The sequence below is a fragment of the Pseudomonas sp. RIT357 genome (assembly GCF_000632245.1).
GTDB classification, from domain to species: domain Bacteria; phylum Pseudomonadota; class Gammaproteobacteria; order Pseudomonadales; family Pseudomonadaceae; genus Aquipseudomonas; species Aquipseudomonas sivasensis.
This window is the reverse complement of the sequence record NZ_JFYX01000046.1, coordinates 279584-300006: the sequence shown is the minus strand read 5'-3', so window position 1 is coordinate 300006 and position 20423 is coordinate 279584. Positions and strand designations below refer to the sequence as shown.

At 59.3% G+C, this 20423-nt stretch carries 13 protein-coding genes and 1 tRNA gene; 4 read left to right on the top strand and 10 right to left on the bottom strand.

Annotation, left to right across the window (positions count from 1 at the left end; translation table 11 throughout):
* Positions 1-174: 174 nt before the first annotated feature.
* Positions 175-2478 (bottom strand): YgiQ family radical SAM protein, encoded by a 2304-nt coding sequence (locus BW43_RS04595; RefSeq protein WP_032890504.1) that lies wholly within the window; start codon positions 2476-2478, stop codon positions 175-177.
* Between the two features lie 206 nt (positions 2479-2684).
* On the opposite strand from BW43_RS04595, the gene BW43_RS04600 reads away from it, so the two are divergent.
* Positions 2685-6692: a dermonecrotic toxin domain-containing protein gene (locus BW43_RS04600; RefSeq protein ID WP_081797843.1), complete on the top strand. Its 4008-nt coding sequence runs from the start codon at positions 2685-2687 to the stop codon at positions 6690-6692.
* 5 nt (positions 6693-6697) lie between these two features.
* Here BW43_RS04600 and dnaB read toward each other — a convergent pair whose 3' ends face one another.
* The 7 genes from dnaB to rnr form a co-directional block, all read right to left on the bottom strand.
* Positions 6698-8092 (bottom strand): replicative DNA helicase, encoded by a 1395-nt coding sequence (gene dnaB, locus BW43_RS04605; protein WP_003217484.1) that lies wholly within the window; start codon positions 8090-8092, stop codon positions 6698-6700.
* A 110-nt stretch (positions 8093-8202) separates the two neighbouring features.
* On the bottom strand, positions 8203-8649 hold the full coding sequence (gene rplI, locus BW43_RS04610; RefSeq protein WP_003171376.1) for a 50S ribosomal protein L9: 447 nt from the start codon (positions 8647-8649) through the stop codon (positions 8203-8205).
* A gap of 18 nt (positions 8650-8667) precedes the next feature.
* A complete protein-coding gene (locus BW43_RS04615) occupies positions 8668-9558 on the bottom strand; it encodes a hypothetical protein (protein WP_032890500.1) in 891 nt (296 codons plus the stop codon).
* A gap of 36 nt (positions 9559-9594) precedes the next feature.
* Positions 9595-9825: a 30S ribosomal protein S18 gene (rpsR, locus tag BW43_RS04620; protein WP_003171373.1), complete on the bottom strand. Its 231-nt coding sequence runs from the start codon at positions 9823-9825 to the stop codon at positions 9595-9597.
* Between the two features lie 29 nt (positions 9826-9854).
* Positions 9855-10277 carry a 30S ribosomal protein S6 gene (gene rpsF, locus BW43_RS04625; RefSeq protein WP_003171371.1) on the bottom strand — a complete coding sequence of 141 codons (423 nt, stop codon included), beginning with the start codon at positions 10275-10277 and terminating at the stop codon, positions 9855-9857.
* 311 nt (positions 10278-10588) lie between these two features.
* Entirely contained in the window at positions 10589-11350 is a 762-nt protein-coding gene (gene rlmB / locus BW43_RS04630) for a 23S rRNA (guanosine(2251)-2'-O)-methyltransferase RlmB (RefSeq protein ID WP_032890499.1), read from the bottom strand.
* On the bottom strand, positions 11347-13980 hold the full coding sequence (gene rnr / locus BW43_RS04635) for a ribonuclease R (protein WP_032890497.1): 2634 nt from the start codon (positions 13978-13980) through the stop codon (positions 11347-11349). The genes rlmB and rnr overlap by 4 nt, the downstream gene beginning before the upstream one ends.
* 224 nt (positions 13981-14204) lie before the next feature.
* On the opposite strand from rnr, the gene BW43_RS04640 reads away from it, so the two are divergent.
* The 3 genes from BW43_RS04640 (at position 14205) to BW43_RS04650 (ending at position 17024) form a co-directional block, all read left to right on the top strand.
* A tRNA-Leu gene (locus tag BW43_RS04640) sits at positions 14205-14291 on the top strand.
* Between the two features lie 142 nt (positions 14292-14433).
* The gene (locus BW43_RS04645; protein ID WP_032890495.1) at positions 14434-15459 is read left to right on the top strand and encodes an extracellular solute-binding protein; all 1026 of its coding nucleotides are present in this window, start codon (positions 14434-14436) and stop codon (positions 15457-15459) included.
* Complete coding sequence (locus BW43_RS04650) at positions 15459-17024, top strand: iron ABC transporter permease (protein ID WP_032890493.1); 1566 nt, start codon at positions 15459-15461, stop codon at positions 17022-17024. The genes BW43_RS04645 and BW43_RS04650 overlap by 1 nt, the downstream gene beginning before the upstream one ends.
* A gap of 19 nt (positions 17025-17043) precedes the next feature.
* Here the strand turns inward: BW43_RS04650 and BW43_RS04655 are convergent, their stop codons facing one another.
* Both BW43_RS04655 and BW43_RS04660 read right to left on the bottom strand, forming a co-directional pair.
* A complete protein-coding gene (locus tag BW43_RS04655) occupies positions 17044-18978 on the bottom strand; it encodes a methyl-accepting chemotaxis protein (RefSeq protein ID WP_032890491.1) in 1935 nt (644 codons plus the stop codon).
* A 139-nt stretch (positions 18979-19117) separates the two neighbouring features.
* The gene (locus tag BW43_RS04660; RefSeq protein WP_032890489.1) at positions 19118-20407 is read right to left on the bottom strand and encodes an adenylosuccinate synthase; all 1290 of its coding nucleotides are present in this window, start codon (positions 20405-20407) and stop codon (positions 19118-19120) included.
* Positions 20408-20423 lie beyond the last annotated feature (16 nt).

The following is a 20423-nucleotide window of genomic DNA, read 5'->3' as shown; positions in this document are numbered from 1 at the left end:
GACGCTATCGGGGGCAAGCACCTCCCACATGTGATGTGTGAATACATTCAAAAAGTGGGAGGGGGCTTGCCCCCGATAGCGATTTAATGGGCGCCACCTTAACAAACAGACTCCCCACCGCCTAGAAAGCAAAACGCCAGCACGAGGCTGGCGTTTTACATAGTCAAGCGGCGATCAACGCGGCACAACCGGCTTACGCGCGGGCTTGCCGCCCTTGCCCTTGGCCGCATCGCTGCGCTCTTTGGCCGCCTGTTTGTTACGTGCCTGGGCCGCGGCCTTGGCTTGCTCACGCTTGTCCCACGGGTTGCTGCCATCGCTGCCACGAGGCGGCAGGCCAGTATGCTGAGTGAGGATCTTGGTGGTGGTTTCCTTGGCGACCTTATGGCTGCCGACCGGCGTCGAATTCTTGCGACGGGCGCTCTGGTAGCTGTCGGTGCTCGGCTGGTGCAGCGGGATCAGTTGGTCCTTGCCCGGCCCGATCAGGTCGGCACGGCCCATGCGGGTCAACGCTTCACGCAGCATCGGCCAGCCTTTCGGGTCGTGATAGCGAAGGAATGCTTTGTGCAGACGGCGCTGCTCCTCGCTCTTGACGATGGTCACCGCGTCGCTCTTGTAGGTGACCTTGCGCAGCGGGTTCTTGCCCGAATGGTACATCGCGGTGGCTGTGGCCATCGGCGACGGGTAGAACGCCTGCACCTGGTCGGCACGGAAGCCGTTGCCCTTGAGCCACAGGGCCAGGTTCATCATGTCTTCATCGGTGGTGCCTGGGTGGGCGGCGATGAAGTACGGGATCAGGTACTGCTCCTTGCCCGCTTCCTTGGTGTACTTCTCGAACATGCGCTTGAACTTGTCATAGCTGCCGATGCCCGGTTTCATCATCTGATTGAGCGGACCTTCCTCGGTGTGTTCCGGGGCGATCTTGAGGTAGCCACCGACGTGGTGCGTTACCAACTCTTTCACATATTCCGGCGACTCGACCGCGAGGTCGTAGCGCAGGCCGGAAGCGATCAAAATCTTCTTCACACCCGGCAAGGCTCGGGCGCTGCGATACAGCTGGATCAACGACGAATGGTCGGTGTTCAGGTTCGGGCAGATACCAGGGAACACGCACGACGGCTTGCGGCACGCGGATTCGATTTCCGGGCTCTTGCAGGCGATGCGGTACATGTTCGCGGTCGGGCCGCCAAGGTCGGAGATCACGCCGGTAAAACCAGGCACCTTGTCGCGGATCTCTTCGATCTCGCGGATGATCGACTCTTCGGAACGGTTCTGGATGATGCGGCCTTCGTGCTCGGTGATTGAGCAGAAGGTGCAGCCGCCGAAGCAGCCACGCATGATGTTCACCGAGAAGCGGATCATGTCGTAGGCCGGGATTTTTTCCTTGCCATACGCCGGGTGCGGGACGCGTGCGTACGGCATGCCGAACACGTAGTCCATTTCTTCGGTGGTCATCGGGATGGGAGGCGGATTGAACCATACGTCGACTTCACCGTGCTTCTGCACCAGGGCGCGGGCGTTGCCTGGGTTGGTTTCCAGGTGCAACACGCGGTTAGCGTGGGCATAGAGCACCGCGTCACCACGGACTTTTTCCACCGATGGCAGGCGGATCACGGTCTTGTCGCGGGTCATGCGCGGGCTGGCCAGGATCTGCACGACCTTGGCTTCTTCCGGGTCATCAACCGGACCCTTTTCCTGCTCGATGGCGCAGGCCTGGGTGTCCTGTGTGTTGACGTACGGGTTGATGATCTTGTCGACCTTGCCCGGACGGTCGATGCGGGTGGAGTCCACCTCGTACCAGCCTTCGGGCGTGTCACGGCGAATGAACGCGGTGCCGCGCACATCGGTGATGTCTTCGATCTTGTGACCCCACGACAGGCGCTGGGCGACTTCGACGATGGCCCGCTCGGCGTTGCCGTACAGCAGGATATCGGCGGTGGCGTCGATCAGGATCGAGTTGCGCACACGGTCCTGCCAGTAGTCGTAGTGGGCGATGCGGCGCAGGGAGGCTTCGATGCCACCGAGTACGATCGGCACGTTCTTGTACGCTTCCTTGCAACGCTGGCTGTACACCAGGCTCGCACGGTCCGGGCGTTTGCCAGCCATGCCGCCTGGAGTGTAGGCGTCGTCGGAACGGATTTTCTTGTCGGCGGTGTAGCGGTTGATCATCGAGTCCATGTTGCCGGCCGCGACGCCGAAGAACAGGTTCGGCTCGCCGAGCTTCATGAAGTCGTCTTTGGACTGCCAGTTCGGCTGGGCAATGATCCCGACGCGGAAGCCTTGGGACTCCAGCAGCCGGCCGATGATGGCCATACCGAACGACGGGTGATCCACGTAGGCATCACCAGTGACGATGATGATGTCGCAGGAATCCCAGCCAAGCTGATCCATCTCCTCCCTGCTCATGGGCAGGAATGGCGCAGGACCGAAACATTCGGCCCAGTACTTGGGATAGTCAAATAACGGCTTGGCTGTTTGCATGACGGTGACCGGTGTTGAGATGAAAAATCGCGGGCGCGGAATATAGCACAAATTTTGACCAATTCCGACGGTAATGGTCGGCTTTTAAACCGGCGATCTGCCGCTCCCGTATTCACCCTAGTTAATCAAGCACATACGGGGCTATTCCACTAACTCATCGGCAAAAACATCCTCGATAGGCTGGTTTCAATCAACCACAGCCCCTGGTGGCCCAGCCCATGAATACACGCCCCACCCCACCACCACGCCGCCCTCTCCTGACGGCACATCACGCGATGATAGGGCCTCAGTTGCCGTCCTGGCTGCGTCAGGCACCCGCCTCGCAGCTCAAGGATTTTCGCGACTGCCTGATCAACAGCAACCTGGCCCGGCACGACCTCAAAGCGCTGCTGGGCGAGATCCAAAGCCCTGAAGACTTTGCCCGCCCCCGCTTGCGCGCGGCACTGACTGCGCAGTTTTTCACGCTGATTGCCGACGAAAACGCGATCCTAGTGCGCGAATGGAAAAACCATCACCTGCTCGGGCTGATAAAAACCCATGCCAGAACCACCCGGCAGACGCTGCTAGAGGCGGCCCTGCAGAACTTCGAAGCCTCTGAAGCGCAAGAAGGCGGCATGGAAACCGGCACGGCAATTTATAACCTCACGGCAACCGGCGAGGTATCCAGTTCGATCACTGGCCCGGCATTCGCCAAGTTCTGCCGCAATCTGGACCTGGGCGGCCAATACCTTGCGCATATCTTCAGCGCGCTTGAGCCGTCGTCGAGCTCCGCCTCGGGGCGCACGCCGCAAGAGGTGCGAAGGGTGTTTCGCGCTCAGGTGCAGCATGCCTTTGGGGTCGCGATACATATCGCTTATATGAACCGCCGCCTCACCGCCAAGCAGCATCTGCAACTGAACAGTCTGTACCGGTCGGGGTCACCCCCGGATATGCAGTGCCATCACCTGACGATCAACGAGGTGGTATTGCCGGGCGTGCTGGTGATTGAGGCGCCAAAGATCGGCCTCCCGTTCATCCTCTACACGCCCGACGATCCAAGCGCTGCGCTACGTCCGCACGCGAGCCTAGCCGAACTCAAGCGCAAGCTGGCCGAACGGCTGCTGGATGAAAACTACCGCGCCGTCTTCGAGCGGCTGGTGCCCTTGCAGCACCAGGGCAGCCTGCTGGACGCAACGCCGGAGCATTCCGGCTCAGACAATATCGAAATGGGAGGACGGATCTACACCGAGCCGGCCCATCTGAACCTTCCTGTGGACCTCACCGCATGCAGCGCAGATGTGTTCCTGTCCATCGCCGAGCACACCATCGCGCAGATCAAGAGTGATGCCCAAACCCTCGCGGCACTCACCGCAAACGTCGACGTGCTGAGCCGGCAAAAGCGTCTGCAGGGCTATATCGATGCGGGCAAATCCCTGCTGTTCTTTGCAGCGTCGTTCATTCCGATTGTGGGCGAAGTGCTGCTGGTGGTCAGCGCCGCCCAGTTGATCGACACGATTTACGAGGGGTTCTCCGCCTGGAGCCGCGGCGACAGTGACGAGGCGCTCAACGATCTGCTGGATGTGGCGGACAATCTCGCCCTCGCCGCTGCAACCGCCGGCGCGATCAAGACCGCAGGTTTCACCGCCGGCTTGATAAAAGTCCGAGTGCGCAACAAAGGCTGGCGCCTGTGGCACTCGGACCTCACGCCGTACCGTCATCCCGACGGGCTGCCGGAACATCTGGTTGCCGACAGTCAAGGCTTGTATCAGCACGGACAACAGCAGTTCCTGAAGCTGGATGATCACGCCCACGCCGTACGCCGTACCGCTGAGGGCAAGCAATGGGAACTGGCGCACCCGACTGACCCACACGCCTATTCACCACCGCTGCTTAGCAACCAAGCGGGCGGCTGGCGCCATCTGCACGAAACGCCCGGCGAGTGGGAGGACATCAAGCTCATTAAGCGTCTGGGCCCGGATGCGACGCAGATCAAGCAAGCGGCGGTGGAGCCGATCCTGTTGCTCAGCGGCGTGGATAAGGCGGCGCTGCGTCAGATCCATCAAGAGATGGTGCGCCCACCGCCATTGCTGCTAGATACCCTCAACCACTTCAATCTGGAACAAGAAATCAATGACTTCGACCTGAGTCGCGCCGAGGGCATGACGCTCAGCCCGCATTCGCCGCAGATTCAATTCCACCTCCTCACGTCACTGGCGCAATGGCCCGCCAACCGCGTGCTGAAAATTGTCGATGAACAACAGCAGGAGGTGCTGAGCCATGGCACCGGTACAGCCGAAACCCGGATAGACGCGGCGCGTTTCCGGCGTGGCGAGTTGCTGCACGCACTGCAAGAGCAACTGCCCCAAGACGAATTCAACGCGCTGCTGCCACCGGTGTATATCGACTACTTCACCAAAGTCGAAAACCTGGCGCGGACCTTGGAAGAACAAGTCGTAGGGCAAAAGCAGCGGCTGTTTACCTTACTCACCGCGCCGAGTGAAAAACTGATGTCTCAGACCGAAAAGAGCCTTCACACCGCCGCGCCGACACTCTCCAAACGCCACCTTGAAGACATGCAAGGCACACTCTCGCAATCCGAACGCCAGCAGCTGGAGGGGCTAACAACCTTACCGAACGCACAGCGCTGGGAAGCCGAGCAATACGCCCAGACCCAACAGGCAACGCGTTTGGGTGAAAGTATTTTTCTCGAATGCCTACGCAGCCGTGAGAGCGTGCCACTCGTTCTGCACACTCTGGAGCGCATCCCTGGCTGGCCGAAGGCGCGCCAGATCGAAGTACATGACGTAAGCCACGGCGGCCCGTTGCTGGGTCGGATCGGGACCGCAGAGGTCACAGCCCGCGATGTGTTGATTCGCCAAGGCGAGCTTTACGCCCTCCACAATGACAAAAGTGCGCCCATGCCTTTGCTCGGGGCTATCGAGCGCATGCTGCCGGAGTCAGAGCTCAGCGTAATCCTGCAACGCTCAGGAGCCGATTCGCTCGAGCAGGCGCTTTATAAAACCGGCTTGTCGGTGATGAACGAAGGCCCGCCACCCATTCGCACCCGAGTCGCCTCCGCACAGACATCAAGCGCAGTCGGCTTACCCTTAGACCCCTTATTCAGCGACCCCTCGCCGCCGTTGGGCCTGACACTACGCGCAGACGGCATTCATCAAGCTCCCCCGCTGGCCAACGGCAACTATCGCTATTACATCCAGGACAACCAGAAATATTACCAAGTCAAATACGACACCATGGGATGGCGCCTGCTCGATGCCCGCAGCCGCTTTCGTGCCTATCAGCCCTACCTACGCCAGAAAACCGAGGGCGGCTGGGAAATTGATCAGGCCAAAGGCGCATTGCTCGGCGGCAAGGACTCACCTGTACGGCTGGAGGAAGGCATGGAATCCGGTGAGGAGTTTGAGTCGGCCGAATCGGTTAGTTTGAGCAGCGACTACGAGTCAGCCGAAGAGGGCGTGGTGAGGGCGCACTATTCTGCAACCGAGCTTAGCCAAATGCGCACCCACCGCGGCTACCAGTACAGCCAGAACTACCGGCGCATCTACGACCGCGCCAACAACGGCCGATACCCGTTGCGCGACACACTGGGCCGGCCTATGCGAATCCGGCAGATACAGAGCCACGGCAAATCGTTGACCACAGAAGCCGTCTTCGCCGCCAGCGAATTGCACCCCTACATTCGGTGGCAAGGTTACGAAAATGTGGCCCGCCTGTATGAAGACAAGCTTGAGGTCACCTCCTTCACCGCAGCTCATCAGAAGTGTGCACAGGAAGCGTCGCTGATTGGCGAGGCCACAGTCGTCACCCGCCGCGCCCTGAAAAAAGGTCAAGCATTGGGCGTCTACGGTGGAGAACTCTTGCCGCTATACGTCGCCAGGGCAAGGCAGGATCCTTACCTGATGCCGATCAAAAACCTCAGGCCTACTACCCCGCACGCCGTGAATATGCAATTGGTGCTCTCGGGAGACAACGCGCTCTCAAGGATAAACACGATTTTCGAGTACGAAGGCGAATTGCCGATCCGGCAGGCGAGCGTGGGCTATAACGTTGAGGCCGCGCAATTTCGTATCCAGGCGCAAGTGGACGACAACACACACGAACAACTGATACTCACGGGTCTGTTCGCCAGCGAGGACATAGCCGCCGGCGCCGAATTACGCTGGAACTACCAGTACGACGAATCTACCATCCGGGAGCTGTTTCCTCGCCCTTAGTACGGTTACTCGTCTTCGAAGTTGTAACTGCCCGGCGCCAGGTTTTCGAAGCGGGTGTATTTGCCGATAAAGGCCAGACGCGTGGTCCCAATCGGGCCGTTACGCTGCTTACCGATGATGATTTCAGCGATGCCTTTATGCTCGGTTTCCGGGTGATACACCTCGTCCCGGTAAACGAACATGATCACGTCAGCATCCTGCTCGATCGCTCCAGACTCCCGCAAGTCGGAGTTGATCGGGCGCTTGTTCGGGCGTTGCTCCAGGGAGCGGTTGAGCTGCGACAGGGCAACCACCGGGCAGTTGAATTCTTTGGCCAGGGCTTTCAACGAGCGAGAAATCTCGGAAATTTCGTTGGTACGGCTGTCGCCGCTGGAGCCTGGGATCTGCATCAATTGCAGGTAGTCGATCATGATCAGGGCGATATCGCCGTGCTCGCGCACGAGACGTCGGGTACGCGCGCGCATTTCCGACGGACTGATGCCCGCTGTGTCATCAATAAACAGCTTGCGGTCGTTGAGCAGGTTGACCGCCGAGGTCAGGCGCGGCCAATCATCATCTTCCAGGCGACCGGCACGCACTTTGGTCTGATCGATGCGGCCCAGGGACGACAACATACGCATGATCAGCGATTCACCTGGCATCTCCAGGGAGTAGACCAGTACCGCCTTGTCGCTGCGCAACACAGCGTTTTCCACCAGGTTCATGGCGAAAGTAGTTTTACCCATGGACGGACGGCCGGCGACGATGATCAAGTCAGCTGGCTGCAGGCCGCTGGTCATACCATCCAGATCGGTATAGCCGGTGGACAGGCCGGTGATGGCGTTGTCTGTGTTGAACAGGGTATCGATGCGGTCGATGGCTTTGGTCAGCAGGTCGTTGACGCTGACCGGGCCGCCGGTTTTCGGCCGGGCCTCGGCGATCTGAAAGATCTGCCGTTCGGCTTCGTCAAGAATCTCTTCAGCGGTACGGCCTTCCGGGTTGAAGGCACTGTCGGCGATCTCGGTGGCGATACCGATCAACTGGCGCAACGTGGCCCGCGCACGAACAATCTGCGCATAGGCCTTGATGTTGGCGACCGATGGTGTGTTCTTCGCCAGCTCACCCAAGTAACCCAGGCCGCCCACTTGGGAGGTCTGGCCCTCCTTGTCCAATTGCTCGGCCAGGGTCACTACGTCGATCGGCGAGTTCTGGTCGGCCAGCTTGGCGATGGCACGGAAGATCAGGCGGTGGTCATGACGGTAGAAATCGCCATCCGAGACTTGATCCAGCACGCGTTCCCAGGCGTTGTTGTCCAGCATCAAACCACCGAGCACGGCCTGTTCGGCCTCGATGGAATGCGGCGGCACCTTCAGGGCAGCGGTTTGCAGATCGTATTGCTCAGGAGCTGAAATATCGTTCATGGCCACTTGGAATTTGGGGTTTGTAGAAAAACAAAAGGCACGACCTGTAAACAGGATCGTGCCCGATGTTAACCGTCCGGCACACGAGGTGCCAGCCAGTTAGGTGTTGCTTAAGCTGCTACCACGACAACGCGTACGGTGGCTTCAACTTCAGCGTGCAGGTGCACGGCTACGTCGAATTCGCCTACGTTGCGGATGGTGCCGTTCGGCAGACGAACTTCGCTCTTCTGCACTTCAACGCCGGAGGCGGTCAGTGCATCAGCGATGTCGTGGGTGCCGATCGAACCGAACAGCTTGCCTTCGTCACCGGCGGTGGCAGTGATAGTCACTTCCAGCTCAGCCAGTTGGGCAGCGCGAGTTTCGGCCGAAGCTTTTTTGTCTGCTGCTGCTTTTTCCAGCTCAGCACGACGCTCTTCAAACGCAGCCAGGTTGGCAGCGGTTGCAGCGGTGGCTTTGCCGTATGGCAGCAGGTAGTTACGACCGTAACCGGCCTTAACGTTCACTTTGTCGCCCAGGTTGCCCAGGTTGGCGACTTTTTCCAGAAGGATCAGTTGCATGTGAAAATCCTCTAACTTTTAACCTTCACCGTTCGCGTTATCGGCGTCTTTCGGCGCAGAACGTCCGCGAAAATCAATCAGGCTGTCGACAATGGCCAAGACCACGAGTAACGGACCAATCAAGTGCATAAGCGGCAAGACAGTGACGTAAAACCCCACCAGCCAAAAACTGGCCAATTTTTTCTGCGCAACCAACCCATGAATCAAGGACAGGCCAGCGAAGAACAGCGGTACACCGCACAACGGCAACAAGATCAAGGTGTGCCAACCGATAAACGGAGCGACACACATGACGGCCAGCAGTGACAGCGCAACGCGCTTGGGGATTCGGATTGCGCGAAACTCGCTTCCGAAACCTCCGGGGTTATACAACAACGCTTGCCAGTAGCGCCCAAGAATCAGGCACAACACACTAAAGATCTGCACCGAAACCGACGTTGAAATGATCAACAGCGGGACTGTCAACGAAGCGAGAACTGCTTTCTGATCCGCCGAGAACTTCTCGTAAGACTCACCCATCACCAGCGGCAAAACGTGTTGAAACGTCTGCGCCAATGACTCGATGAAAGAACCGAATACGGTCCCCAGGCTCACCGCACACAACAACCCCACGGCCGTGCTGACCAGCAGCACACGATTCCAGGAATGACCAGCGCGCAAAACCAACGCCAGACTACAACTCCCAAACAGCACAAGAAGCGCTGTCGGGTCTTGCAGGAAATGCCAGCTCACCAACACTGACAACAACCCTAGACCCAGGACGCTCAAAGCGTCCGAACCGCGCCGCAGAAGCACAAGGCAACCTGCAGCAGCACTCAACCAAAACAACATCGGCAACACTGCACATCCAGCCACTACCAGAGTGGCCTGCACACGACCGCGCATGATGAACTCAGCTAAGGCGCGCATGCATTCAATCCCTTACTACTTGTCGACTGCCCGGTCTCAGCGGCCGTGGCTGTCGGTGTAGGCCAGCAGGGCCAGGAAGCGGGCGCGCTTGATAGCGGTGGCCAGCTGACGCTGATAACGTGCTTTGGTACCGGTGATACGGCTTGGAACGATTTTGCCGGTCTCGGATACGTAGGCTTTCAGAGTGTTGAGATCTTTGTAATCGATCTCCTTCACTTCTTCAGCGGTGAAGCGGCAAAACTTACGACGACGGAAGAAACGTGCCATTTGATAGGCTCCTTAATAAGGTCCGTGGATTACTCGTCAGCGTTATCGCTGCTGTCGCTGTCATCACTATCAGCGCTATCAGCGCCTTCGTGCTCAGGACGGTCGCGACGCTCACGGCGCTCACTGCGGTTTTCTTCAGCCTTGAGCATCTCGGATTGGCCGGTAACGGCTTCTTCGCGACGGATGACCAGGTTACGGATCACTGCATCGTTGTAGCGGAAGTTGTCTTCCAGCTCGGCCAGGGCCTTGCCAGTGCACTCAACGTTCAGCATCACGTAGTGAGCCTTGTGAACATTGTTGATTGCGTAGGCCAGTTGACGACGACCCCAATCTTCCAGACGGTGGATTTTGCCGCCGTCTTCTTCGATCAGCTTGGTGTAACGCTCAACCATGCCGCCGACTTGCTCGCTTTGATCCGGGTGGACCAAAAAGATGATTTCGTAATGACGCATGAATGCTCCTTACGGGTTGTAGCCTGCCGCTCAAAAACGGTCAGACAAGGAGTGAATGACACTTATGGATCTTGCCGCAGGGAGGCACATGCGTGCCTGCCGAGTGGGCAAGGGGCGCAATTGTAGAGAAGGGGAAGAACGGGCGCAAGGTGATTGGTGATTATTTGAACAATCTCCCACACCTCACAAAAACAAATGTGGGAGGGCGCTTGCTCCCGATTGCAGCGGGCCAGTCACAACAGCTGTAACTGAACCACTGCTATCGAGGGACAAGCCCCCTCCCACATTTTGACGCTATATCAGGATCAGAATTACTTCTTCACCTTGGCCTTGACCTGGGCACCACGCTGACGCTGAGCTTCAAACAGGCACACGCCGGTCGCAACCGACACATTGAGACTGCTGACGCTGCCTGCCATCGGCAAATGCACCAGATAATCACAATGCTCACGGGTCAAACGACGCATACCCTTACCTTCAGCCCCCATGATCAGGATGGTCGGCCCAGTGAGGTCCTGGTCATAAATACTGACCTCGGCCTCCCCCGCCGTACCCACGACCCACAGGCCGCGCTGCTGGAGTTTCTCCAGAGTGCGCGCCAGGTTGGTCACGGCCACCAACGGAATCACTTCCGCCGCGCCGCAGGCGACCTTGCGCACAACCGGCGTCAGGGTAGCCGACTTGTCTTTAGGCACAATTACTGCCAACGCGCCGGCAGCATCCGCCGAACGCAGGCAGGCGCCAAGGTTGTGCGGGTCGGTGACGCCGTCCAGCACCAGCAACAGCGGCGCGCCTTCGGTGCGGTCGAGCAGCTCGTCGAGCATGGCTTCGCCCCAGACCTGGCTAGGACTCACGTCCGCGACCACACCCTGGTGAACGCCTTCGACCCACACGTCCATTTCACGACGCTCGGCCTGGCCGATGGCAACCTTGTTTTGGGTGGCCAACTCAACCAGCGCCTGCACGCGAGGCTCGCTGCGACCTTCCGCCAACCACACTTGTTTGACGCGTTTAGGGTGATGACGCAGCAGTGCTTCTACGGCGTGGACGCCGTAGATTTTTTCCAGACTCATGACTTGGCCTTAGGTTTGCGCGACCCGCCGCTTTTCGCGGGGGCCGAACCCGCTTTTGGCGGGCCTTTACGATGTTTACTGGGTTTGCTCGACGGCTTTTCCGCCCCTTGGGACTTTCCCCCAGACGCCGCTTTACCACCGCTTTTGGCTTCGTTGAGCAACTGCTGCTTCAACTCGCGACTCTTGCGCAGCTCGGCGTTTTTCGCCGCTGCGTCACTTGGGCGGTAGGCTTCGGGGGCCTTGTCCTTGACGGAGGACCGGCGACCAGCCTTGGCTGGCGCAGGCTCGGCGGCCGCTGCTTTCGCAGGAGTTCCTTTGCCTTTGGCGGTCGGCGCTGCGGTTTCGACGCCGCGCTTTTTACGACCCGCCGGTTCGGCTGGCTTGTCTGGCATACCGAAGTCGATCTTGCGCTCGTCAAGGTCGACGCGCATGACCTGCACTTCCACCGTGTCACCCAGACGGAAGCTGCGACCTGTGCGCTCGCCCGCCAGGCGGTGATGCACGGGATCGAAGTGGTAGTAATCACCCGGCAAGGCCGTGACGTGCACCAGGCCTTCGACGTAGATGTCGGTCAGCTCGACGAACAGGCCAAAGCCTGTCACGGCGGTGATTACACCTGGGAAGGTTTCGCCCACGCGGTCTTTCATGAACTCGCACTTGAGCCAGTTCACTACGTCGCGCGTGGCTTCGTCGGCGCGGCGTTCGCTCATGGAGCACTGCTCGCCCAACTGCTCCAAGGCCGCCTCGTCGTACGGATAGATCCGTGCCTTCGGTATGGTCATGGCGCCAGCGCGCTTAACGTGCGGAGTGTTCTGCTTGGAATGGATCACGCTGCGGATCGCGCGGTGCGTGAGCAGGTCAGGGTAACGGCGAATTGGCGAGGTGAAGTGGGTGTACGCCTCGTAGTTCAAGCCGAAGTGGCCCTGATTGTCGGCGCTGTACACCGCCTGGCTCAACGAACGCAGCATCACGGTCTGAATCACATGGTAATCCGGACGGTCCTTGATGCTGGCCAGCAATGCCTGGTAGTCCTTCGGCGTCGGACCGTCCTTGCCTTTGTGCAGGGACAGGCCGAGCTCTCCGAGGAACGCGCGCAGTTTTTCCAGACGCTCCGGCGGAGGACCATCGTGCACGCGGTACAACGCAGGAATCTCATGCTTCTTCAGGAATTCAGCGGTGGCCACGTTGGCCGCCAGCATGCACTCCTCGATCAGCTTGTGCGCATCGTTACGGGTCGTCGGGGTGATTGCGGCGATCTTGCGCTCGGAACCGAAGACAATACGGGTTTCCTGGGTTTCAAAATCGATCGCGCCACGCACATGACGAGCACCCAACAGCACCTTGTACAGCGAGTAAAGCTGCTTGAGGTGCGGCACGACATGCCCGTACTCACCACGCAAAGCCTTGGCTTCGCTTGTTTTCGGCTGTTCCAGAATGGTACTGACCTTGTTGTAGGTCAGGCGCGCCTGGGAGTGGATCACCGCTTCGTAGAACTGGTAGTCGGTCATTTCGCCGGTTTTCGAGATAGTCATCTCGCACACCATGGCCAAACGGTCGACTTTCGGGTTCAGGGAGCACAGCCCGTTGGACAATTGCTCAGGCAGCATCGGGATCACGCGCTCCGGGAAGTACACGGAGTTGCCGCGCACCTGGGCTTCGTTATCCAGTGCAGAACCGATCTTCACATAGCTGGACACGTCGGCAATCGCGACGAACAACTTCCAGCCGCCAGAGAACAGACGCAACTTGCCGGGCTTGGCTTCGCAGTAGACCGCATCGTCGAAGTCGCGAGCATCTTCGCCGTCGATAGTGACAAACGGCATATGGCGCAGATCGATGCGTTTTTCTTTGTCTTTTTCTTCAACTTCAGGCTTGAGCTTGGCGGCTTCTTTCAGCACAGCTTCAGGCCAGACGTGAGGAATATCGTAGGTGCGCAGCGCGACGTCGATTTCCATCCCCGGCGCCATGTAGTTGCCGACAACTTCAACGATGTCGCCCTGAGGCTGAAAGCGCGCAGTAGGCCAGTGGGTGATTTTCACCTCAACGAACTGACCGACCTTCGCAGCGCCATTGCGGCCCGGGGTAATCAGCACTTCCTGCTGGACCTTTGGGTTATCCGGCACAACAAAGCCAATACCGCCTTCTTCGAAGTAACGACCAACGATGGACTCGTGGGCACGGGACACCACTTCGACGATCACGCCTTCACGGCGACCGCGACGGTCCAGGCCGGAAACGCGCGCCAAGGCACGGTCACCATCGAACACCAAGCGCATTTGCGCCGGGCTCATGAACAGGTCGTCACTACCGTCATCCGGGATCAAGAAGCCGAAGCCATCACGGTGACCGGCAATGCGGCCAAGGATCAAGTCGAGCTTATCCACAGGTGCGTAAGTGCCACGGCGGGTGTAGATCAGTTGAGCGTCGCGCTCCATGGCACGCAATCGGCGGCGCAGGGCTTCAAGCTGGTCTTCGGTGGTCAGACCGAATTCTTCAACCAACTGCTCGCGGCTAGCAGGCGAACCCCGATCGGCGAGATGCGCCAGGATCAGTTCGCGGCTAGGAATAGGGTTTTCATATTTTTCCGCTTCACGAGCGGCCTCGGGATCGAGGGACTGCCAATCGGCCATTAGAGAGTTTTCACCTTGTCTATATGTGGGTTAGTTTGGCATACGCGTATTGAAACGGGAAATTTCAGGCATCAACAAGCGTTTTAAAGCCCTTAATGGCCCTCGCTGCGCACCTTGCACGACCATTGGCGAAATATTCCAGGCTTTTTTCATAGCAGGGGTTTACAGCTTATAAGCCTCTCCGTATAGTGCGCGCCATCGACGACGGCAACGTTGTTGATGATGCCCAGGTGGTGAAATTGGTAGACACGCCAGCTTCAGGTGCTGGTGATCGCAAGGTCGTGGAAGTTCGAGTCTTCTCCTGGGCACCAAATTCAGATCAAACCCGCGAAAGCGGGTTTTTTCGTTTCTGGGGCTGAAACTTTGCAGGTGATTCCCTCCTGGGTCGCACTTGAGAAGTTTTATCGTTTATCCTTGTAAGAATTTGTTGCTTACAAGTGAGGAACACCCCGGATGATGATCCGCGATACCCGCCCCAAGACATCCCTTCTGCGTGGCCTTACCATCACTCTGCTCGGCCTGGCCCTGCTCTCGCCCGCGGCCTACTCTGCCGACAAAGTTTCCCTGACCCTATACAACGGCCAGCACAAAGAAGTCGGCGACGAACTCGCTAAGGCTTTCGAAGCCAAGACCGGCATTCACGTCAACGTACGCAAAGGCAGTAGCAACCAACTGGCCAGCCAGGTGGTGGAAGAAGGCGACCGCTCTCCCGCCGACGTCATCTACACCGAAGAATCCCCTCCCCTGAACAAACTCGGCGAGCAAGGCCTGCTGGCCAAGATCGACGGGAGCACCCTCGACGTGCTGCCCAAAGATTACGTCGGCAGCAACGGCGACTGGATGGGCGTGACTGCGCGCACCCGCGTCGTGGCCTTCAACCCGAAACTGATTGCCGAGAAAGACCTGCCCAAATCCGTGCTGGATTTCGCCGGCCCCGAGTGGCAAGGCAAGGTCGGTTTCGTGCCCACCAGCGGCGCGTTCCAAGAACAGGCCGTGGCAATCATCAAATTGCACGGTCGAGAGGCAGCTGAAGAATGGCTGACCGGCCTGCGCGCCTTTGGCAAGGTTTACAGCAACAACATGGTCGCCCTTAAAGCCGTGGAGAACGGCGAAGTGGCCACCGTACTGGTGAACAACTATTACTGGTTTGCCCTCAAGAAAGAAAAAACCAACCTGGACTCCAAGCTGCATTACTTCACCGACGGCGATGCCGGCGGCCTGATTACCGTGTCGTCCGCTGCCGCATTGAAATCCAGCAAGCACCCCAAGGAAGCCCAACAACTGCTGGCGTTCATGGCCAGTGAAGAAGGCCAGCGGGTCATCACCAACACCTCCGCGGAATACCCGCTGCGCAAAGGCATGGAATCCAACCGAGGCCTTAAGCCTTTCAGCGAGCTGCAACCGCCAAAAGTCACGCCTGCGGACCTTGGCAACGCCGAAGAAGCGCTGGAGCTGGAACGTGATGTTGGCTTGAACTGATGAACCCATCGCTACCCGCCACCGCCCTGCGCGGGGGATTGAGCCCTCGACGCAAACGCCCGTCAATCTGGCTGCTGCTTCCAGTGCTGTTTCTGGTTAGCCTGAGCCTGCTTCCATTGGCCTATGTCGGCCTTAAAGCCTGGCAAGCTGGATGGGCGGAGGCGGTGCATCTGCTGTGGCGGCCTTATGTGTTCAGGCTGCTGCGCAACACCTTGGCGCTGATGGTTGGGGTAACGGTAACCTGCGGCGTGATCGGCCTGTCCCTGGCTTGGCTGCTGGAACGCAGCAACCTGCCAGGGCGACGCATATGGGGCGTGATCCTGTGCCTGCCGTTTGCGGTCCCTGCGTTTGTCAGCAGCTTTACCTGGGTGTCCCTGAGCGCCAACTTCGAAGGGCTGGGCGGGGCGATCCTGGTGATGAGCCTGTCCAAATACCCGCTAGTGTTTCTGCCAGTGGCAGCAACATTGCGTAACCTTGACCCCTCCCTTGAAGAATCTGCTCGCACGCTGGGCCTCAATCGCTGGGCAGTTTTTCTGCGCATTACGTTGCCGCTGCTGTGGCCATCGCTGCTGGCCGGGGCACTGCTGATCGCGCTGCATATGCTGGTGGAATTCGGTGCGCTTTCGATCATCGGCTTGCAAACCTTCACCACCGCGATCTACCAGCAGTTCGAGCTGGAATTCAGCAACGCCAACGCTGCGATGCTTTCAGCGGTACTGCTGGTGATGTGCCTTACCCTGCTGTGGCTGGAACTGCGCGTGCGCGGCAAGGGCCGACATGTACGTATCGGCCAAGGCGCGGCGCGGCATGCCGAGCAGGTTCGATTGGGCAAGTGGGCGCCACTCGGCCAGGTGTACTGCCTGGCATTGGCGGTCATCGGTAGTGGGATTCCGCTGGGCATGCTCGGCTACTGGCTGGCCGCGGGTTCGTCGGCGGCTTTTCCAGTGGCAGAAATTGGCGAAGCGCTTCTGTCCTCGCTGGCGCTGTCCCTGGGCGGTGCAGCGTTGTGCCTGGTACTGGCCGTGCCGGTCGGCCTGCTGGTGGTGCGCTATAAAGGCAAACTGGCGATCTGGGCTGAGCGTCTGCCGTACCTGCTGCACGCGCTGCCCGGCCTGGTGATTGCGCTTACGCTGGTGTATTTCGCCTTGCATTACGTGCCTGCGCTGTACCAGACGTCTGCGTTGTTGCTGATCGCCTATGCGCTGTTGTTCTTGCCACTGGCTCAGGCGCCGATTCGCACCGCCTTGAATAAGGCCGCGCCGCAGCTGGAGGAAGCAGCGCGCACACTGGGTGCTTCGTCGTTCAGTGCGTTTTGCCGAGTGACTTTGCCGATTATCTTCCCGGCGCTGGGGGCAGCGTTTGCGCTGGTGTTCCTGGATGCGATGAAGGAATTGACGGCGACGCTGCTGCTCAGCCCGACTGGGCTAAACACACTCGCCACGGCGGTATGGTCGCATACGTCCAATGTGGAATTCGCGGCGGCAGCCCCTTATGCGGCGCTGTTGATACTGGTGTCGGGGCTGCCGGTGTATCTGCTCACGACGCGGATGTATCTGAGTCGCTGAAACCGCTATTGAGGCAATGCTAAGCGCGAAACTGCCCCAAGCTCGCCTTCAACTGCGCCGCCAACCCATCCAGGACTTTGCCACTGGCGGTCGTTTCCACCACCGCCTGCGCGGCACGCTCAGCCTGGGCATGGATCACCTCCACCCGACCACGCACTGCATGGGCGCCCTGGGCCTGATGCTCAGCCGCACGGGTAGCCAAGCCGATCGCGGCATGCACCTGCTCTACAGAAGCCTGCACCGTCTGCTGCAAGCGCTCGCTTTCACGCAGCACCAGTAAACCTTCGCTGGCCTGGCGCCCGGCCTTGCCAATGGTTTCCACAGCCTCACGCGCGCCCTGTTGCAACGCCACGATATGCGCCTGGATATCACCGGTGGAGCTCTGGGTTTTACTGGCCAGCGCACGCACTTCGTCCGCCACCACCGCAAAACCGCGCCCGGTCTCACCAGCGCGTGCCGCCTCAATGGCCGCGTTGAGCGCCAGCAAGTTGGTTTGCTCGGCAATACCATGGATTACCGTCAGCACCACTTCAATCTGCTCACTTTGCTGAGCCAGCCGTTCGATCACCTGGGAGCCGGCCTGGACCTGCCCCGCCAACGCCTCGATCAAGCTGCCGACTTCAGCCGAAGTGCGTGAGTTTTCATCCGTGGCATGGCGAATATCGACGACCTGTTGCAATGCCGCCTGCATGGCGTGGCTTTCGGCCTGGGCTTCGTCGGCCATCTGCGACAACGCGCGCAAGCTCTCGGCCACTTCGTCGCGCTGCAAGCCAGCCGCCGCATCAGCACCGGCATTACGCAAGGTCATGGCACCAATCTCCACACCGGTACGCTGGGCCACATCGCCCGCCTCGCGCACGATGGGCTGCAACTTATCCACAAAGCGATTGACCGCTGAGGCCATGTCGCCGATTTCGTCCTTGCTGCTGATCTGCACGCGTTTGGTGAGATCCCCCTCGCCCGCCGCCAGATCATCCATAGCGGCAATCAACAACTTCAGGCGATTGACCACGCGGCGACCGAGCACGACAGCGATCAACACCAATACGCCGAAACCCACTACGGCCAACCCCATGCCGATACGCCAGCGCAGCGTGCCCGCGGCCTCCTGCACGGCCTCGGTGGTGTTGGCAGTCATCTGGGTCGCAGTGGCCTGTGCCGACTGCAGGCGAGCACCCATGGCCGCCGCACTGTCGGCTGCGGCGCCTTTGAGACTATCGCCGACCAACTGATCACCGCTGGCAATCAGGGCGGCAAAGCGCTTGTCCAGTGCTTGCAGGTCGGCCTCTACCGAAGCAGTCGACACGCCCATGAGCACTTTGCCGATTTCTACGCCATTGGGGCTGATGGAGGCCTCAACGTAGAACACCGAAGGGTCGTTTTTCGCGGCATTCAGCACTTTGTCCAAGGCGCGGTCGCCTTGGCCTTTTTCCAGCAGCGCCTTGTTGATCGGATTTTCGCGATTCAGGTAACGGGTTAGATGCTCACCCGCTGCGTCGTCGTAGACCACAAACAGCACGTTGGGATTGCGCTGGGCCCGTCGGGCAAACTCGGACAATGTAGGTACGTCGCTGTCCCACATGGCGCGGGGCGCCACCGAAGCCAGCAGCTGCGCCATGTCGTTGGCGGAATCCTTCAAGTCTTTTTCCAGGGTCGCACGCAGCTGCTTCTGCTCTTCCTGCAGGCGTGTGGAAAGCCCTGCCGTCAGACGTTGCCGAGTGCTGGCAGACAAGCTATCGAGGCTTGACGTGACCTCCTTACCGGCTTGGGCCAACTCACCAGACAGCTTCTGGCTATCGACACCCAGACGATTACCCAAATCAGCTTCCAGTGCAGTGACGGTGCTCCGGGTTAGAGCGACCGCCACCAGCACTTGCACCAAAAGGGCGATACCCAAGGTAACGAAGACCGGTCGCAACAGACGACTTTGTAACAACGACAGAACGGCAGACATCAAGAATCCCTCCACCACGGGTGCCATTAATTTGATAGCACCGCGAAAAAGAGAAACACAGCAAGGGTCGTGCCGCCTCGCAAACAGAAACGAAAAAGGGCTCCCGAAGGAGCCCTTTGCTTTTTACATCAACAGCTTATTAAGCGAACGGATGACGCAGAACGATAGTTTCGTTGCGGTCCGGGCCCGTCGAAATAATGTCAATCGGCGCACCGATCAGCGCTTCGACACGCTTGATGTAAGCGCGGGCGTTGGCCGGCAGCTCTTCCAGGGTCTTAGCACCCACGGTCGATTCGGTCCAGCCCGGCACTTCTTCGTACACAGGCTGCAAGCCTACGTAGCTGTCAGCATCAGTCGGAGCAACATCATTGCCTTCCGCATCTTTGTAGCCGACGCAGATGTTGATGGTTTCCAGACCGTCGAGTACATCCAGCTTGGTGAAGCAGATGCCCGAGATGCTGTTCACATCGATAGCACGACGCAGGATAACGGCGTCGAACCAGCCGCAACGACGGGCACGACCGGTGGTAGCACCGAACTCGTGACCTTGTTTGGCCAGGTGCGCACCGACTTCGTCAAACAGCTCAGTCGGGAATGGGCCCGAACCTACGCGCGTGGTGTAAGCCTTGGTGATGCCCAGGATGTAGTCCAGGAACATCGGGCCAACGCCAGACCCGGTCGCAACGCCGCCAGCGGTGGTGTTGGAGCTGGTCACGTACGGGTAAGTGCCGTGGTCGATGTCCAGCAACGAACCTTGGGCGCCTTCGAACATGATGTCTTTGCCAGCGCGACGCAGGTCGTGCAGCTCGGCCGTCACGTCCAGCATCAGCGGCTTGAGCAGCTCTGCGTATTCCTTGCACTCGGCCAGGGTCTTGTCGAACTCAATGGCTGGCTCTTTGTAGTAACCGACCAGCATGAAGTTGTGGTAGTCCACGAGCTCACGCAGCTTGTCTTCAAAACGCGGCATGTTGAGCAGATCGCCCACACGCAGGCCACGACGTGCAACTTTGTCTTCGTAGGCTGGGCCGATGCCGCGACCGGTCGTACCGATCTTCAGCTCGCCACGGGCCTTTTCACGGGCCTGGTCCAGCGCAACGTGGAAGGACAGGATCAGCGGGCAGGATGGGCTGATACGCAGGCGCTCGCGCACCGGTACGCCCTTCTCTTCCAGCTTGATGATCTCGCGCAGCAGGGCGTCAGGTGCAACCACCACGCCGTTGCCGATCAGGCACTGCACACCTTCGCGCAAGACGCCCGACGGGATCAGGTGCAAGACGGTTTTTTCGCCATCGATGACCAGGGTATGGCCAGCGTTGTGGCCACCTTGGTAGCGCACTACGGCGGCAGCATGTTCGGTCAGCAGATCAACGATCTTGCCTTTGCCCTCATCACCCCATTGGGTGCCCAGGACTACGACATTCTTACCCATAACACTTGTCCTCATT

Bases quoted from the DNA above. Each gene is read 5' to 3' on its own strand.
- BW43_RS04595 (WP_032890504.1), bottom strand. From the start codon at position 2,478: ATGCAAACAGCCAAGCCGTTATTTGACTATCCCAAGTACTGGGCCGAA.
- dnaB (WP_003217484.1), bottom strand. From the start codon at position 8,092: ATGAACGATATTTCAGCTCCTGAGCAATACGATCTGCAAACCGCTGCC.
- rplI (WP_003171376.1), bottom strand. From the start codon at position 8,649: ATGCAACTGATCCTTCTGGAAAAAGTCGCCAACCTGGGCAACCTGGGC.
- BW43_RS04615 (WP_032890500.1), bottom strand. From the start codon at position 9,558: ATGCGCGCCTTAGCTGAGTTCATCATGCGCGGTCGTGTGCAGGCCACT.
- rpsR (WP_003171373.1), bottom strand. From the start codon at position 9,825: ATGGCACGTTTCTTCCGTCGTCGTAAGTTTTGCCGCTTCACCGCTGAA.
- rpsF (WP_003171371.1), bottom strand. From the start codon at position 10,277: ATGCGTCATTACGAAATCATCTTTTTGGTCCACCCGGATCAAAGCGAG.
- rlmB (WP_032890499.1), bottom strand. From the start codon at position 11,350: ATGAGTCTGGAAAAAATCTACGGCGTCCACGCCGTAGAAGCACTGCTG.
- rnr (WP_032890497.1), bottom strand. From the start codon at position 13,980: ATGGCCGATTGGCAGTCCCTCGATCCCGAGGCCGCTCGTGAAGCGGAA.
- BW43_RS04645 (WP_032890495.1), top strand. From the start codon at position 14,434: ATGATGATCCGCGATACCCGCCCCAAGACATCCCTTCTGCGTGGCCTT.
- BW43_RS04650 (WP_032890493.1), top strand. From the start codon at position 15,459: ATGAACCCATCGCTACCCGCCACCGCCCTGCGCGGGGGATTGAGCCCT.
- BW43_RS04655 (WP_032890491.1), bottom strand. From the start codon at position 18,978: ATGTCTGCCGTTCTGTCGTTGTTACAAAGTCGTCTGTTGCGACCGGTC.
- BW43_RS04660 (WP_032890489.1), bottom strand. From the start codon at position 20,407: ATGGGTAAGAATGTCGTAGTCCTGGGCACCCAATGGGGTGATGAGGGC.